This is a genomic window from Algoriphagus persicinus, from assembly GCF_035156415.1.
Classification (GTDB): Bacteria; Bacteroidota; Bacteroidia; order Cytophagales; family Cyclobacteriaceae; genus Algoriphagus; species Algoriphagus persicinus.
Genome location: NZ_JAYEEY010000013.1, coordinates 138,258 through 153,400, shown reverse-complemented (window position 1 = coordinate 153,400; position 15,143 = coordinate 138,258). Strand labels below are relative to the sequence as shown.

Sequence of the window (15,143 nt, the reverse complement as noted above, 5' to 3'; positions counted from 1 at the left end):
CCTATTGCTAAAGAGTTAAACAGTAGTCAAAAAAATAGAGACCGATTTCAGGAAATCGGCCTCTATTGAATAAAAAAGGCTGTCTCCAATAATGAAAATCAATATGAGACAGCCACTTTTTAATTTAAGACAAAAGCTGTCAGAACAGAAATTACCCGAAAAGCGAAATTTCAGAAAGTGGTTTTAGCTTGTATGATCTGCCATGATATGAATCAATTCATTTTCTAAAACCACATAAATAATCCTGAATTGCTTAAAAATAATTTCCCTGACACTTTCATTATTCAACTCTGGTATCACTCTTCCTACAGTTGGAATTGATGTGATTAATCTCTCCTTAGAGAAAATCTGGTCAGTAATTTTGTTGGCAAACTTGTATGAAAGCGGCAAATAATATTCTCGAATTGAATAAATATTTTCGATAGTATGCTAGGGCCATTTTACTTTGACCATTCTTGGATCATCTTTTTCGCTTCATCAGCCGTAAGCGTTTCTCCACTTTTGGACTGATCTAATCCTATTTCGATTTTATTTAATAAAAGCAGCTTATCCATAAGATCATCGATTGAAAACTCTATAGGCATATTCTTAGCAGCTTCTAATACTTTTTCCCTAGATACCATATTCCTTCATTTTTATGAATATACATATTTACTACCAAGAGTTGAGTCATTAAGGTTCTACACGCTTTTTCAGATAACAGAATTCATATTCTTCCAACTCTCTTACCAAATTCCTCCAATTGATCATCATCAAAGTCTAAATGAGTCACAAATCGGACAAGATCCGCTCCAAATTTGACAGCTTTGATATCCTTATCTGCCAATTTTTTCAAAAATTCTTCAGGTAAAATTCCCTCCAATCTGCCAATCACGATATTCGTAGCAACTGGAAAAACTTCAGATACAAACGACAATTTCAAGAGCATTTCTCCCAATGTCCTAGCCCGTGCATGATCTTCGGTCAATCGCTGCACGTGATTATCTAAAGCATAAATCCCGGCTGCGGCCAAAAACCCCGCCTGTCTCATTCCCCCACCCCATACTTTTCTGATTTTACTGGCTCGCTTGATATCCGATTTTGAACCTAAAAGCAAGGAACCCACAGGACAGCCCAAACCCTTACTCAAGCAGATAGAAATTGTATCGAACTGAGCGCCCCAGTCCGACGGGTTTTCTTTTGACTCTACCAACGCGTTGAAAAGTCTGGCACCATCTAAGTGCAATTTCAAACCATTTGCGTTGCAAACTTCTCTTATCGGCTCGACTTCCTCTAGTGAGTATATACTTCCTCCGCCTTTGTTCATCGTATTTTCAAGAGAAACTAAGGTCGTTTCCGGAGCATGAATATCATCCGGATTGATTGCAGCTTTTACCTGATCAGCAGTGATTTTACCAGAATCCCCATCAAGGAGCTTCACAGATGCCAAGGAATTTGACATGATTCCACCACCTTCATAGAGGTAGATATGGGAATATTTATGGCAAATGACTTCTGCCTGAATGCGCGTATGTAGTCTGATTGCAATCTGATTGGTCATGGTGCCTGAAGGACAGAATATAGCTGCTTCCATCCCAAAGAGCTTAGCAACTTTATTTTCCAGTACATTCACTGTGGGATCCTCTCCAAAAACATCATCTCCTACTGGGGCAGCAAACATCGCCTCCTTCATACCCGATGTAGGTCGGGTGACAGTATCACTTCTCAGGTCAATAATCATTTTATAAAATACTTGGATTTAGAGCTTTTTGATGTCGCCAGAGTCTTGATTGCAGCTGCAGCTTCTATCGGCCTATCTGTCGCCAAAATATCAACTCCTTTTTGGATAAAACTTGTATACAATTGATCTCCTCGTGCAATGGCACTTTTCCTTTTGACCAGATCAAGGCTTTTTCTAAAGTAAGCACGTTGAAATCCGTGATATTCCCCTCTTCATCTTTTAGAAGTAATCGCTGAATTTCTTCATAAGACATTTCACTTACCAGGCCTTTACCGGAAGTAGTTCAGTCAAGTTTATCATCATGCACCAATTACTAAGAGTAAAAACGGAATCCACAAAACTTTATTCTTCATCTTTCTTTGAGTCTTTTTTGAATATGAAATCAAGACCACTGCTTCGATTTCTAAATATTTCCTCCATGTCAACCAATTCCAAATTCAATGCTCTAGTGGATATCTGAATTTCTACCAGTGACAGAACTAGTGAGATGAGTAGGGACAACATACTGCCCACAAACACCCAATTGGCTCCTATTGTAATCCCACGAAACAGCAGAAACATGCAAATCACACACAATAAAAAGCTAAAAACACCAAATAGCTGCATGTTTTTGATGAGTGTGAGCCGCCTTCGGAGATTATGGAGTTGATCTACAATAATACCTTCATCTGGTGATTCAAGAAATTTTTTATGAAGACCCCGGATAAGGCTAGCAATCGCCAAAAAACGGTTTGTATAGGCCAGCATCAATAAAGTGATCGCCGAAAAAAGTAAAGCAGGGGTAGAGAGTTGAAGTTCCATACACTAAAGTTAACAAGTTAAAAATGGCTCAAATTCGGTTGAATGAAAAAGCCTGTTCTTTTCAGAACAGGCAATTATAACTAAATCATTTTCAATTTTATATTTCTAAACCACTTCTCCAAGCACTACCAACTTCTCCAGTGTCGGTGCTTTGGATCCTCCTTTAGGCTCGATGGTGATAGCAAAAGCTCCTGCCTGTGCCACAGCTTCCATTTGCTGTAAAGTCAGTTTCTCTCCTGAATTCACCAGACCGATTCCCACTGGCCCATCATCTCCAATCGCCCAAAGCTGGTAATCAAACTCTTCACTCAGGTCATTCAGATTATTCACTGCCACAAAGACTTCCTGAGCATTTTGATCCCAGAAGACATCTACTTTAGCATTTTTTTGCATTTCAAACCCCTCTCCTCTCATCTCCACCCGCTTTAAGTTACCAGCAATGATCTTATCAAGCTGAGAATCCTTCAGCTCGAATTCCTGCTTCACTTGATTGAGATTACCTGCCATTACGCTTTGATCTTGAAGCAGAGCTGTAAACTGATCGTTTCTTACCTGATATTTATCCGCATAATAAAATGCTGCTCCAGAGGCTATAATTGCCGTAATGGATGCCGCGATTGCAAAAGGCTTCCATGGGTTTCTTATTGGTATCACTTTGGTGTCAGCTGGAACAGCTGATTTTGGTGCCTCTTTCAGAATAAAGTCACTTTCTAAGGTAGAGAAAATCTTATCCTTCACTTCGTGAGATGGTGATACACCAGTCATATTATCAAAGGCGAACATAGTCTCCTGCAGATCATCCAACTCCTTTCGGATTTCAGGATAACGCTTCGCAAGATCTAAGACCTCCTCGCGCTCCCTCTCCGTAAGCTCTCCGAGTAGGAAAAGCTCCAGTTTACCTGACGATATGTAAGTTTGAATATCCACTAGATTCTTGCTACATTTTTTTTCAACACTTGTATGGCCGCTCTCACCCTAGACTTGACAGTGCCAAGAGGAATATCAAATTCCTCCGATACCTCAGAATGCGTATACCCTTTGAAGTAGATATACTCTACTATAAACTTTTGATCTTCATTAAGTTCGATCATCAGTTCCTTCACTCCGATACCGTCTATATGTTCTTGGGTGCCTGATTGGCTCTCCATTCCATATACGAAGTCATCTATTGTGTTGGTCTTACCGGATTGTGAAATTTCTTTGGAGCGAAGTTTATCAATGGCTGAATTACGACAAATATTTGCCATCCAGGTATATAAACGTCCTTTTGACTCATCGTAATGCTCTATTTTTCTGGTGATTTTCACAAAGGAATCATGAAAAACCTCCTCTGCTATGTCCTTGTCAAAAATAATTCTTGAGATCACCGCATAGAGAGCTCTGGAGTATTTGTCGTACAAATACTCGGTAGTCTTTCTGTCTTTTGCCCTTAGTCCGGCGATGAGTTGTTCTTCCTGCAAAAATCGGTGGTTTGAAAAATTCTTTCNGAGCTCTGGAGTATTTGTCGTACAAATACTCGGTAGTCTTTCTGTCTTTTGCCCTTAGTCCGGCGATGAGTTGTTCTTCCTGCAAAAATCGGTGGTTTGAAAAATTCTTTCTTAAAAGTAAAACACAAGACCAATAGTTTTAGGTCTTGTGAGTTTTTTTTTCAAAATATTTTTATCAAAGGTGAATGACCTCGTCATAAGCGGCAGCTGCAGCCTCCATAATTGCTTCTGACATAGTCGGGTGCGGATGCACGGTTTTGATCAATTCGTGACCAGTGGTTTCCAGTTTTCGTATAGCCACAATCTCAGCGATCATTTCTGTTACATTACTTCCTATCATATGTGCTCCGAGCAATTCACCGTATTTTTTATCAAAAACAAGTTTAACAAACCCGTCTTTTGCGCCAGCGGCAGAGGCTTTTCCTGAGGCTGAGAAAGGAAATTTACCAATTCTCAACTCATATCCCGCTTCTTTGGCCTTCGCTTCAGTCATTCCTACTGAGGCTATTTCAGGAGAGCAATAGGTACAGCCAGGGATATTCCCGTAATCCAAAGGATCTGGATTCTGTCCGGCAATTTTCTCTACACATATAATTCCTTCAGCAGAAGCTACGTGAGCCAAGGCTGGCCCAGGGATCACATCGCCGATGGCATAATAGCCCGGCATGTTTGTTTTATAGTATTCGTCAACTTTGATTTTGCCTTTATCTACCAAAATCCCGACATCTTCCAACCCGACATTTTCTAGGTTCGAAACAACACCTGCAGCAGAAAGTACGATATCACATGTCAAAGTCTCTTCACCTTTGGCAGTTTTCACAGTCACTTTGCAACCTGTGCCTTTGGTATCTACCGCAGTCACCTCAGATGAAGTCATGATGGTCATCCCTGCTTTCTTGTAGAGTTTCTCCAGCGTCTTGGAAACTTCCACGTCTTCCACGGGTACGATTCTATCCAAAAATTCTACGATAGTCACCTCTGTGCCCATGGTAGCATAAAAATAGGCAAACTCGATTCCGATTGCTCCAGACCCAACGACTACCATTTTCTTAGGCATTTTGTCTAAAGTCATCGCATCACGGTAACCAATAATCTTCTTATTATCGATCTTCATAGAAGGTAGCTCACGGGATCTAGCACCTGTTGCGATAATGATATTATCAGCAGAATAGATGGTTTTCTTATCCTCACTATCAGTTACCTCAACTTTCTTACCCGGCTGGATTTTACCCCAACCTCTGATCACTTCGATCTTATTCTTCTTCATCAGGAAGGTCACTCCCTTGCTCATTCCGTCTGCTACTCCACGGCTTCTTTTGACAATGCCAGTAAAATCTGCACTGGCATCCTTTACGGTAATGCCATAGTCGGCCGCATGATTGATGTATTCAAATACTTGAGCGCTTTTCAATAGTGCTTTAGTGGGAATACAGCCCCAGTTAAGACAAATACCACCCAATTCCGCAGCTTCTACTACGGCGGTCTTTAGGCCGAGTTGGGAAGCGCGGATAGCGGCTACATAGCCACCGGGCCCACTGCCCACCACGATCAAGTCAAATTTGGTCGAAGACATATCTAAATCTTGGTTTATTACGAATTGAAACTACGCAAAAATAGGCCTTTTGGCTTCAGAAAAAAATTTGGTTTCCATCCGTTTTCGAGGTTGAAAAACTGTTTTAACTATTCAAACGCGCTTATTTGAAATATATATTCTGCCATTTTATCCAATTATCAAATTATATTTCTAATAAACCCAATTTCACAAATGAATACCCTATAAATGATGCAAAAGACTGGCGAAATCGATTTTAGAATCGGAAGTTTTAGCTTTTTTTCTAATTTTGGCCATACAAAATTTTAGAACCTCATGGGATTACTATCAGGAAAAACGGCATTGATCACCGGCGCATCTAAAGGCATAGGAAGAGCTATTGCCATTAAATTTGCTCAAGAGGGCGCAAGAGTGGCCTTCACTTATCTCTCAAGTGTAGAAAAAGCCGATTCATTAGAGCATGAATTGTTGGCATATAACAATGTAGAAAAAGGATTCGGGCATGGAACAGTTCCGAAAAATGCCATAGGATTTAAATCTGATGCTTCCGATTTTAATTCCGCTGAAGAACTTATCAATAAGGTAGTGGCCGAATTTGGCTCCTTGGATATTCTGGTAAATAACGCAGGTATAACCCGTGATAATCTGTTGATGAGGATGTCAGAAGAGAACTGGGATGAGGTCATCAATACCAATTTAAAATCCTGTTTCAACACCGTAAAAGCCGTTACCCGCACGATGATGAAACAAAAATCTGGTTCTATCATCAATATCACTTCAGTAGTAGGTGTGAAAGGAAATGCTGGTCAAGCAAACTACGCTGCATCAAAAGCCGGTATCATCGGGTTCACTAAGTCAGTAGCCTTGGAACTGGGATCTAGAAATATCAGATGCAATGCTATAGCTCCTGGATTTATCGAGACTGAAATGACTGAAGTGCTGGACGAAAAAACGGTTCAAGGCTGGAGAGATGGAATTCCGATGAAGCGAGGCGGCAAACCAGAAGAAGTGGCTGATGCATGTGTATTCTTAGGGTCTGACATGAGCAGCTATATCTCTGGACAAGTGCTTCAAGTGAATGGCGCAATGCATACCTAAGAACTTACGATTTTAGAATTACGATTTACGGGCGGCTGGAGTGATTCAGCCGTTTTTAGTTTCGAGCCACGAAGTACGCAAAGTGGCACAAAGCAATTTACTCCTTCTTTTTACTATTTATCATCAACCCGACTCAGATCAATCTTATAAAACTCATATGCATCCTCAGATTCCTGCTCGGGCTTGTTGATGAAAAGGCCTTCGGAAGTCAGGAACCAGTTTTCAACATCCAACTCGGTTTCAAAATCAAAAAAGTATTCCCCTTTTGGTTCCCAATCACCAGAATAAATACTTAAAACATAATGTTTGGTTCGTTCAAATTTGGTCTCTCCAGTTCCAGATTCCTTGATCTTGGAGCAGCGGATATACAAATCCCGGTAAGAATCATAAAGCAGAAAAACATTTGCTGAAGCTTCTTTAGGCAATGCCCAAGCTGTCCACATGTCTCCCCATGGAATAATCTCACTTGGAAGGAAATTAAAATCAACAGAGGATTTGGCAATAATCTTCTTCTTGAGATAAAGACCATCCAAAATGGATAATTCTTCGGAATATGGCCAAGCGAGAGTAAAAACACCTCTTTTACTATCAAATGCACCTATAAGGTGGGTAGCAGTCATGTCACTTTTAAAAATTTCATACCCTTCAGGTATTCCTATATCACTATATTGGACCTCTCCGGTTTCTGTATTTATTCTGGTTAGCCATGACTTGAAATCCAATGGAAAACTAGACCTCATTTCACCAGACCCTGTACTTTTTGACAAATTGGTTAGATGAGAGGGGTTTTGACCTATTTGAATATAGGGATGTTCATAGTACATCATACCTCTCCGAGTTTCCGCCATAACCAAAGTTTCCATCTTATTAGATAGATTCAATTCAGTTTTTAATTCTGACACTTTTACCCCTTTAGAATTGTAAGTTGCTGTCCAACCTAGCCTATTTATAGCTAAAGCTTCATTGAGAGAAATCGGTAAATAATAGCCTCCTCCATTCATTGCATCAGGTCCTTCAGAAGGAATTATTATCTCATGCTCTTCTTTTGAAGTTTGAAGATTTACGAAAACAAAGGAAGTCCCTTTAACTGATCTTGCTGATCGGGGATAGACTAAATACTCTTTGCCAGAATCGGTCAAAACTCGAAGATCTATAAATAGTCTAGTTAGAGAATCCTTTTCTAAGCTAAAATCCTCCAAAAGCAATTCTTGTAGCTTACCTTGGTAGATTTCTTCAGCGTTTTTTTCTGCGCATGATAAAAGTAGTATAATCAGGAAAAGCAAATACAGTTTTTTCATTTACGAGATTTTAGAAGGATAACTACAAATAAAGAAATTATACACCTCTGATTAATAAATCGCTGATTATGGAAAATAGTAGGTGACTATAGCCTGACAATGTATTTGTTAGTGTGAAGGTGTGAACACAATAGATTTGTGAAGCTGTAATAAAGAATATAAAAAAACCATAAAATAGTACTATTCTGAGAATACCGACTAAGATAGTATATTAAGGCGAAAAGTAACTAAGACAAATTTTATATTATAGAAATTTATTTTTTGGCATTTTTATTGGTATCAAATACATATTAGTATTTATAAGTTCTGAAATCATCCAACTTAAAACTTATAAAGTCTTAAAAATAATATGTTTTTACCAACAACCAACCCTAAAAAAATATGAAAAAATCAATTCGAGCAAAGCTAGGCATGATGACACTAGCTGGATCAGTTTTAATGGCTTCCTGCGTACCTACTATGGAAGAGCCCGCACAAATTCAACAAGTTACAGAGTCCGAAGTACTTGACTCACCATCCTCTTCTGCAGATCCAAATGCAAAAAAAGCGGTAGAAAGAAGCTACACTGAACGATTTACCAATCAACTGACACCGATGGATGAAAATGGGATATTTCCTTCAAATAATCCCACTTATTTCCCAGGAACTGGCATTGGTAATTCAAGCCATATGGGCAAAGCTCTTACTTTTCTTAATCAACGCGTTACGTCCGGAGAGAATGGTTTAGGTACTGTTGGCGCTCCTGTGACACAATTTTATTCTGAACAATTATTGGTTTTAGGCATAGTAGTCGATAACCCCGAAGTCAGTTCGGTTACAACAGATGGCAAAGGAAATTCAGTATGGTTCAAAAACATACAAAACACTATTACAGCATCTAGTGAAGAAAGAATTGATTTTGAAGCTGAAGTGGAAATTGTAGGTGGAACTGGAAAGTTCGAAAACGCATCCGGTGCTGCAACTGTTATAGGATATTTCAATCGTACAAATGGCCAAGGAATGAGCACAATACAAGGTAGGATAGAATATTAATCACACACACTTACCTAGTAAAAAACAATAATAATTAAAATGCCCCCAATAGCGTGACGCTTATTAAGGGCATTTTTTTTTGATAATACTAAGAGTGGATTTTGAAAAAGTTTTTAGTAATGTTAGTAACTCCCCAACGCAAGCAGCTAAAAAGAAAAAGCCTCGAATTTAAATCCGAGGCTCTTTATAACCTTTGAGATACTATAGTGAGCTACAACGTAGCGAACATTCTCCTCGAAGGTTTTATTCTGAAGATCAATACAACTTTGTGTACTCAAGACCTTCGAGGTTTTATAAACCTCAAAGGTCGCTTTCCAAGAAAGGATATTTGTAATCTACTGGAGACACGAAGGTTTCTTTGATTGTACGTGGAGAAACCCAGCGTAGCAAGTTGACCATAGAACCAGCTTTATCATTTGTACCGGAAGCTCTCGCTCCGCCGAATGGCTGCTGACCTACCACTGCACCAGTTGGCTTGTCATTTATATAGAAGTTTCCCGCAGCATTTCTGAGTTTGATAGTTGCCAATTCGACCGCATAGCGATCTTGGGAGAAAATTGCTCCTGTCAAGGCATAAGGGGAAGTTTGATCTACCAATTCCAGCGCTTCTTCAAATCGCTCTGAATCATACACATAAATACTCAACACTGGGCCAAAGATCTCTTCGCACATCGTGGTGTACATTGGATCCTGAGTCACGATCACCGTCGGCTCGATGAAGTAACCTTTAGACTTGTCGTAGTTGCCCCCGGCGATGATTTCCACCGCAGGATTCGCTTTCGCATTGTCAATGTATTTCGCGATTTTATCAAAAGACTTCTCGTCAATCACCGCATTGATGAAGTTGGTAAAATCTTCTGTTCCGCCCATTTTCATATCGGAGAGATCAGCGACTAAGCTTTCTTTCACTTCATCCCAAATATTGGAAGGAATGTAAGCACGTGAAGCTGCTGAACATTTTTGCCCTTGGTATTCAAAAGCACCACGGGCAAGTCCTACTGCCACAGCTTTTGGAATCGCAGATTTGTGAGCGATCACAAAGTCTTTCCCCCCAGTCTCACCTACGATTCTAGGGTAAGATTTGTATTGATGGATGTTCGCCCCTATAGTTTTCCAGATATGCTGGAATACGCCTGTAGATCCTGTAAAGTGGATTCCTGCAAAATCAGGATGCTTGAAAATAACTTCGCCTGCTGCCGGCCCATCCACGTAAATCAAGTTGATCACTCCATCTGGGACTCCGGCTTCTTTGAACACCTGCATCAACACATTGGCCGAATAAATCTGCGTGAAAGCTGGCTTCCAAACGATGGTATTACCCATCATCGCAGCTGAAGTGGGAAGATTACCGGCAATCGCAGTAAAGTTGAACGGAGTCAAAGCGAACACAAATCCTTCAAGCGGACGCTGCTCTAATCTATTCCAAACGCCATTTCCAGAAACCGGAGGCTGTTGTGCATAGATTTCAGTCATGTATTGCACATTGAAGCGCAAGAAATCGATAAACTCACAAGCCGCATCGATCTCTGCCTGCATAGCATTTTTGGACTGACCTAGCATGGTAGCAGCATTGATTTTTGCACGATATGGACCAGCCAAAAGATCCGCGGCTTTTAAGAAGATGGCAGCTCTTTGTTCCCAAGCTAAGTTCTCCCAAGCTTCCTTGGCACCGAGTGCAGCATCAATTGCTTGCTCTACGTGTGAGGCATCTCCTTCGTGGAAATAACCCAACACATGCTGATGATCATGAGGAGGGGATAGTTTATGTGTATTGCCAGTTCTTACCTCATCCGAACCAATATACATCGGCACATCAACTTGCTGTGATCTAGCTTCTTTCAGGGCTGTTTGCAATTCCTTTCTCTCGGGACTTCCGGGAGCGTAAGATTTTACCGGCTCATTCACCGGAATAGGTACATTAAAAAAACCTTTGAGCATGATATCTGGGGTTATGATTTTCTGTTTGGCCAAAGATAACCAGAAGGTTCTATTGGCTTATGCATTTGGAGTAAAAGAACCCTAAAGAAGGTCTTCTAGTTCTCTCAAATGCGAAATAGTATACGTCGGTGTCAAATCAATAGACTTCCCGAGCGGATTGAAAAACACCTGATCAATGCCCGCACTATAGGCTCCTTTGATATCTGAAATTGGATTGTCCCCTATCATTAAGCTGTTTTCTTTGTGGGCGCCAGCTTGCTCCATAGCATACTGAAAAATCCTTGGATCTGGTTTTTTATGACCCGTAGTCTCAGAAGTCACGACTAACTGAAAGTAATCGTTCAGACCGGATGAATTCATTTTCTTCGCCTGACTTTCGTCAAAACCATTGGTGATTACATAGAGCTTGTACTTCGGCTTTAGATAATCGAGGATCTCTATTGTATGGGGAAAAAGATGAGGTTTACTTGAGGTTCGGTGCATAAAATCTCCTTCAAATTCTTCAGGAATTACTGCATCTATTATGCCGGCATGAGCAAATATCCTTGGAAATCGCGTAGTTCGCAGCTCATCTTTCTGCATTTCACCTTTATCATAGGCGGACCAAAGTTTGAAATTCACTGCATAAAAAGAGTCCACTAGAACCTTTGGGGATGATATTCCTAGACTTTCTAATTTATAATGATGAAATAATTCGGCAAGTGATTCTTGGACATTTCGATCATAGTCCCATAATGTATGGTCTAAATCGAAAAAGAGGTGTTGGTAACTTTTCAAGAGCGTTAACGTCGGTACTGATTGTTCTGAATTTTATTGATCGCAAGTTCGCGATTGGATTTTAGAATATTAAAGGTTTCCTGATCTTTGATGAGACTGGGGTCTTTTTGAACAAACTTAAAAATCGTCTGAATGATTTCTAGATACTCCTCCAAAATATAATAAAACACCCATTGATCTACTCTCCTACTTCCCAACAAGCCGGCATTTTTAAGATAAATCAAGTGTCTGCTCGTTTTAGTTTGAGTAAAATCAAGAATCAACTCAATGTCTGAAATCGAAAGTTCCTTATTGAGCATCAGAAGATGGAATATTCTCACTCTAGGTTCTTCGGATAGAGCCTTAAAGATTCTAAGCCCGTAGTTTAAACTGATATTTTTTAGCCGCATTTGTAAGATTTAACGGAGTTTATGAGGGTAAAATAAAAATTCACCCGAAATTAGGGTAATATCGCATCAGAAATAACAGTAATTGCCGTTACATAAAGTCCTCTAATTTGTGAAGAATTCATTACTCCTTAGTGCCACCTTTGTTTTCCTAATGGGAATATTTTCATCATCGCCGGAAGTGTATGCTCAAGATGTGCAAGAAAAAAAAGTAATCCAACTTTCTGGTATTATCCTTAATGCTGATAGTACAGATGCTGTGGCGGGGGTGAATATTTACGTACCTACGAAAGGAAGAGGTACTAGTTCGGGTCGATTTGGTTACTTTTCAATGCCTGTTTTAGAAGGTGATTCTGTGGTATTTAGTTTTATAGGGTTAAAAAAACAAACCTTTAAAGTGCCCGGAACAGTGGAAAGTGATAGAATAAGTTTGATCCTTACGATGCAAGTGGATGAAATAGCCCTGGCAGAAATCGAAGTGATGCCCTATCCTACTGAGGAGGAATTCAAACAAGCAGTGATTGCACTGAATGTAGTAGATCCAATGTCCATCTCTCGGGCAAATATGAGTCCTGAGATGTTACTTCGTTGGGCTGAATCAATGCCAGCATCAGGAAACGAAAATTTTCGATATTTCCAACAAGGCCAAGCCATACAAAACCAGGATCTATACGGTCCCAGAACGCTTAGACTTCTCGATCCCTTCGCATGGGGGCAGTTTATACGGTCTATTAAGCGGGGTGATCTAAAGAGAAAGGATTAATTCCAGAAGACCCATTTTTTTTTCGCAACGGCGCGGCGGCTCGCTGTAAATGAATAGCCCCCGCAAAGGCGCAAGGGCGCAATCTTATTTTACTCTGGCACTCTTTGAACAATCTTCAAAGCTCTCCTAGATATTTAACTTTACTCGTCGGTTAAGCCGTTTACAACCCTTTTTATTCCATCCGTAAGTTTATCTTCATTAAAATTAATTAGCATTCCAAGCCTTAGTCCTGTCAATCTAAGATAGGTCCTTAGCTGTTTTGGATGAACAGGAAGAAGCATTTCTACTGATTTCAGCTCGCTTATAACCTTATTATTGACAATGATGTCAGCTCGAAATCCTTGATCCAATTTCATATCATTCCAAAGTACAGGGATTACAATCTCAGTCTTCACATCAAGGCCTTTGGAATTTAATTCATATACGAACACGGCCTGATTAACAGATTCTAGTAACCCTGGCCCTAGCCTTTTGTAAATCAAAAAGGCGATATCAACGATTATCTTTGAAATCTCGTTTTCATGCATTTTTAGACCAGGTTAAAACTTATTAAATTATAAAAAACTGCGCCTTAGCGCCTTGGCGGGAGATATACCATTTGTTATAGTCGCTGCGAGAAACAACTACTAAAATACATATTGGCATCCTTAATCGATCTCAGGCAGAACCCACTCCTCCAGTACACTAGGCAGTCGCATCATCTCCTCTATCGCGGCGACGGTTCTCGGAGCATCTCTTGAGAGATTTATATTGCCCTCAGCCGTGATCAATATATCATCTTCAATTCGAACGGCTATCCCCCACCATTTTGGGTCACAGGCAGATCCTTCCGGGATGTAGATCCCCGGCTCAATTGTGAAGACAACCCCCTCCCTAAGTGCATTGCCAGTACTTCGATCATGGACATCCAAACCTATGTGATGACTGGTGCCATGCGGAAAATACATATGACTCTCTCCTTTTTCAATAATCCCAAGCTTAGCAAGTCCCTCATTGATGATAGCACGACCTGCAGCATCTATCTCCTGAAAAGTTACTCCTGGCTTTGAGATGGCTATGCCTGCTTCCTGCGCCTGATACACAAGCTCATAGATTGCCTTTTCTTCTTGATTGAATTTGCCATTGACCGGGATAGTACGTGTCACATCAGCAGTATAACCTCTCCATTCAGCACCCAGATCCATCAACAACAGCCTTTCGCTCAAATCACGCTTATCATTCTCGATGTAGTGAAGAATACAACCATTATTCCCCCCACCTACAATAGATGGATAGCCCAATTCTTCCGCTCCATAGCGCTTGTAGATAAACTCATGAACACCTTGTATCTCACGCTCTGTCATTCCGATTTTCGCTGCTTTCATCACCTCCACTTGACCTATGGCTGAGATTAGCACGGCTTTCTTCAGCAACGCAATTTCCTCAAGGGTCTTTACCTCCCTGAGCGCATCCATCATACTCCCTAGTGAAGTAATGTCTAGTTTTTGCTCGGAGATTTCTCCCTTCACTACCATTCGCTTTTCAGGAGACTCCGCATTCAAATAGGAGCTAATCAACGGATCCTCCATCATGTAAGGGTATTGATTTCCATATCTTTTCAGCATTTGAACTACTCGATCAGAAGTCTTCAGATCCGAGTCTTTTATCAATTTATATACCTGAGCACTCACCTCGTTGAGCTTTTCAGGATAGGCTGTAGCTGCCTTGAATTCATTCACCATCTGAATTAAAGGCTTATTGCTGCTACTTTCTTCAATAGCTTCCGAAAGACTAAAGGTTAAAATTTTATCAAAATCTTGTAGATTGATACCGGATTTAGCAGCAAATTCAGAATTGATTAGTGCTTGCTCAAAGCCCAATTCATTCATCATTCCCTCTATCCCCAATCGCTTGCCATTCCACATTTCAGCCTGTGGTTCTCTGTTTTGCACAAAAACCAATTCATCAGCAAGTCCACCATTAATTTCCCGCTTTTCGCTAAAGATCACTAGCACCGCATTCGGCTCACGAAAACCTGTCAGGTAGAAAAAATCGGTATTGGGGTGATAAATATAATCGACATCATTTGTTCTATTTTTAACAGGGTTATTGAAAAACACGGCAACGGAATTGGCTGGCATCAATTTCCTCAATTCATTTCTTCTTCCCTTGTGCCATTCCGAGGTAAGACCATCCTCAAAATAGGATTGGGAGAAAGCAGTAACTGAGAATACAAGTAATATCAAGGTCCAGATTGTCTTTTTCATAGGGATCATATTAGATTAAGAATTCTAATGTCAACGCTTTTGACC

Annotated in this window: 17 protein-coding genes; 3 read left to right on the top strand and 14 right to left on the bottom strand. The window is 40.3% G+C overall.

From position 1 onward, the window contains the following. Nucleotides 1–183 precede the first annotated feature (183 nt). The 8 genes from U3A58_RS21845 to lpdA form a co-directional block, all read right to left on the bottom strand. Entirely contained in the window at nt 184–390 is a 207-nt protein-coding gene (locus U3A58_RS21845; RefSeq protein ID WP_416377302.1) for a type II toxin-antitoxin system RelE/ParE family toxin, read from the bottom strand. Nucleotides 391–440: 50 nt separating this feature from the next. After that, nucleotides 441–623: a hypothetical protein gene (locus U3A58_RS12215; RefSeq protein ID WP_323823708.1), complete on the bottom strand. Its 183-nt coding sequence runs from the start codon at nt 621–623 to the stop codon at nt 441–443. 83 nt (nt 624–706) lie between these two features. Beyond that, nucleotides 707–1,720: a threonine aldolase family protein gene (locus U3A58_RS12210; RefSeq protein WP_323823707.1), complete on the bottom strand. Its 1,014-nt coding sequence runs from the start codon at nt 1,718–1,720 to the stop codon at nt 707–709. 64 nt (nt 1,721–1,784) lie between these two features. Next, a complete protein-coding gene (locus U3A58_RS12205; RefSeq protein WP_323823706.1) occupies nt 1,785–1,973 on the bottom strand; it encodes a hypothetical protein in 189 nt (62 codons plus the stop codon). Between the two features lie 89 nt (nt 1,974–2,062). Beyond that, nucleotides 2,063–2,521, bottom strand: a complete 459-nt coding sequence (locus U3A58_RS12200) for a DUF2721 domain-containing protein (RefSeq protein ID WP_323823705.1) — start codon at nt 2,519–2,521, stop codon at nt 2,063–2,065. A gap of 105 nt (nt 2,522–2,626) precedes the next feature. Further along, nucleotides 2,627–3,448, bottom strand: coding sequence for an anti-sigma factor (locus tag U3A58_RS12195; protein WP_323823704.1), 822 nt, complete (start codon nt 3,446–3,448; stop codon nt 2,627–2,629). Continuing rightward, a complete protein-coding gene (locus U3A58_RS12190) occupies nt 3,448–3,981 on the bottom strand; it encodes an RNA polymerase sigma factor (protein WP_323823703.1) in 534 nt (177 codons plus the stop codon). The genes U3A58_RS12195 and U3A58_RS12190 overlap by 1 nt, the downstream gene beginning before the upstream one ends. Before the next feature lie 202 nt (nt 3,982–4,183). After that, nucleotides 4,184–5,581, bottom strand: a complete 1,398-nt coding sequence (gene lpdA / locus U3A58_RS12185) for a dihydrolipoyl dehydrogenase (RefSeq protein WP_323823702.1) — start codon at nt 5,579–5,581, stop codon at nt 4,184–4,186. Nucleotides 5,582–5,875: 294 nt separating this feature from the next. On the opposite strand from lpdA, the gene fabG reads away from it, so the two are divergent. After that, nucleotides 5,876–6,658: a 3-oxoacyl-[acyl-carrier-protein] reductase gene (gene fabG / locus U3A58_RS12180; protein WP_323823701.1), complete on the top strand. Its 783-nt coding sequence runs from the start codon at nt 5,876–5,878 to the stop codon at nt 6,656–6,658. 113 nt (nt 6,659–6,771) lie between these two features. Here the strand turns inward: fabG and U3A58_RS12175 are convergent, their stop codons facing one another. After that, nucleotides 6,772–7,956 carry a hypothetical protein gene (locus U3A58_RS12175; protein WP_323823700.1) on the bottom strand — a complete coding sequence of 395 codons (1,185 nt, stop codon included), beginning with the start codon at nt 7,954–7,956 and terminating at the stop codon, nt 6,772–6,774. A 381-nt stretch (nt 7,957–8,337) separates the two neighbouring features. Here U3A58_RS12175 and U3A58_RS12170 point away from each other — a divergent pair, with 381 nt between their 5' ends. Continuing rightward, nucleotides 8,338–8,988 (top strand): hypothetical protein, encoded by a 651-nt coding sequence (locus tag U3A58_RS12170; RefSeq protein WP_323823699.1) that lies wholly within the window; start codon nt 8,338–8,340, stop codon nt 8,986–8,988. 300 nt (nt 8,989–9,288) lie between these two features. Here the strand turns inward: U3A58_RS12170 and pruA are convergent, their stop codons facing one another. From pruA to U3A58_RS12155, 3 genes are all read right to left on the bottom strand, one after another. Then, entirely contained in the window at nt 9,289–10,926 is a 1,638-nt protein-coding gene (gene pruA, locus U3A58_RS12165) for an L-glutamate gamma-semialdehyde dehydrogenase (RefSeq protein ID WP_323823698.1), read from the bottom strand. Between the two features lie 81 nt (nt 10,927–11,007). After that, nucleotides 11,008–11,703 (bottom strand): YjjG family noncanonical pyrimidine nucleotidase, encoded by a 696-nt coding sequence (locus U3A58_RS12160; RefSeq protein WP_323823697.1) that lies wholly within the window; start codon nt 11,701–11,703, stop codon nt 11,008–11,010. Nucleotides 11,704–11,708: 5 nt separating this feature from the next. Next, the gene (locus tag U3A58_RS12155) at nt 11,709–12,092 is read right to left on the bottom strand and encodes an ArsR/SmtB family transcription factor (RefSeq protein WP_323823696.1); all 384 of its coding nucleotides are present in this window, start codon (nt 12,090–12,092) and stop codon (nt 11,709–11,711) included. Between the two features lie 151 nt (nt 12,093–12,243). Here U3A58_RS12155 and U3A58_RS12150 point away from each other — a divergent pair, with 151 nt between their 5' ends. Beyond that, a complete protein-coding gene (locus U3A58_RS12150) occupies nt 12,244–12,852 on the top strand; it encodes a carboxypeptidase-like regulatory domain-containing protein (RefSeq protein ID WP_323823711.1) in 609 nt (202 codons plus the stop codon). 140 nt (nt 12,853–12,992) lie between these two features. Here U3A58_RS12150 and U3A58_RS12145 read toward each other — a convergent pair whose 3' ends face one another. Both U3A58_RS12145 and U3A58_RS12140 read right to left on the bottom strand, forming a co-directional pair. Continuing rightward, entirely contained in the window at nt 12,993–13,379 is a 387-nt protein-coding gene (locus U3A58_RS12145) for a GxxExxY protein (RefSeq protein ID WP_323823695.1), read from the bottom strand. A gap of 120 nt (nt 13,380–13,499) precedes the next feature. Further along, the gene (locus tag U3A58_RS12140; protein WP_323823694.1) at nt 13,500–15,098 is read right to left on the bottom strand and encodes an aminopeptidase P family protein; all 1,599 of its coding nucleotides are present in this window, start codon (nt 15,096–15,098) and stop codon (nt 13,500–13,502) included. Between the last annotated feature and the right edge of the window lie 45 nt (nt 15,099–15,143).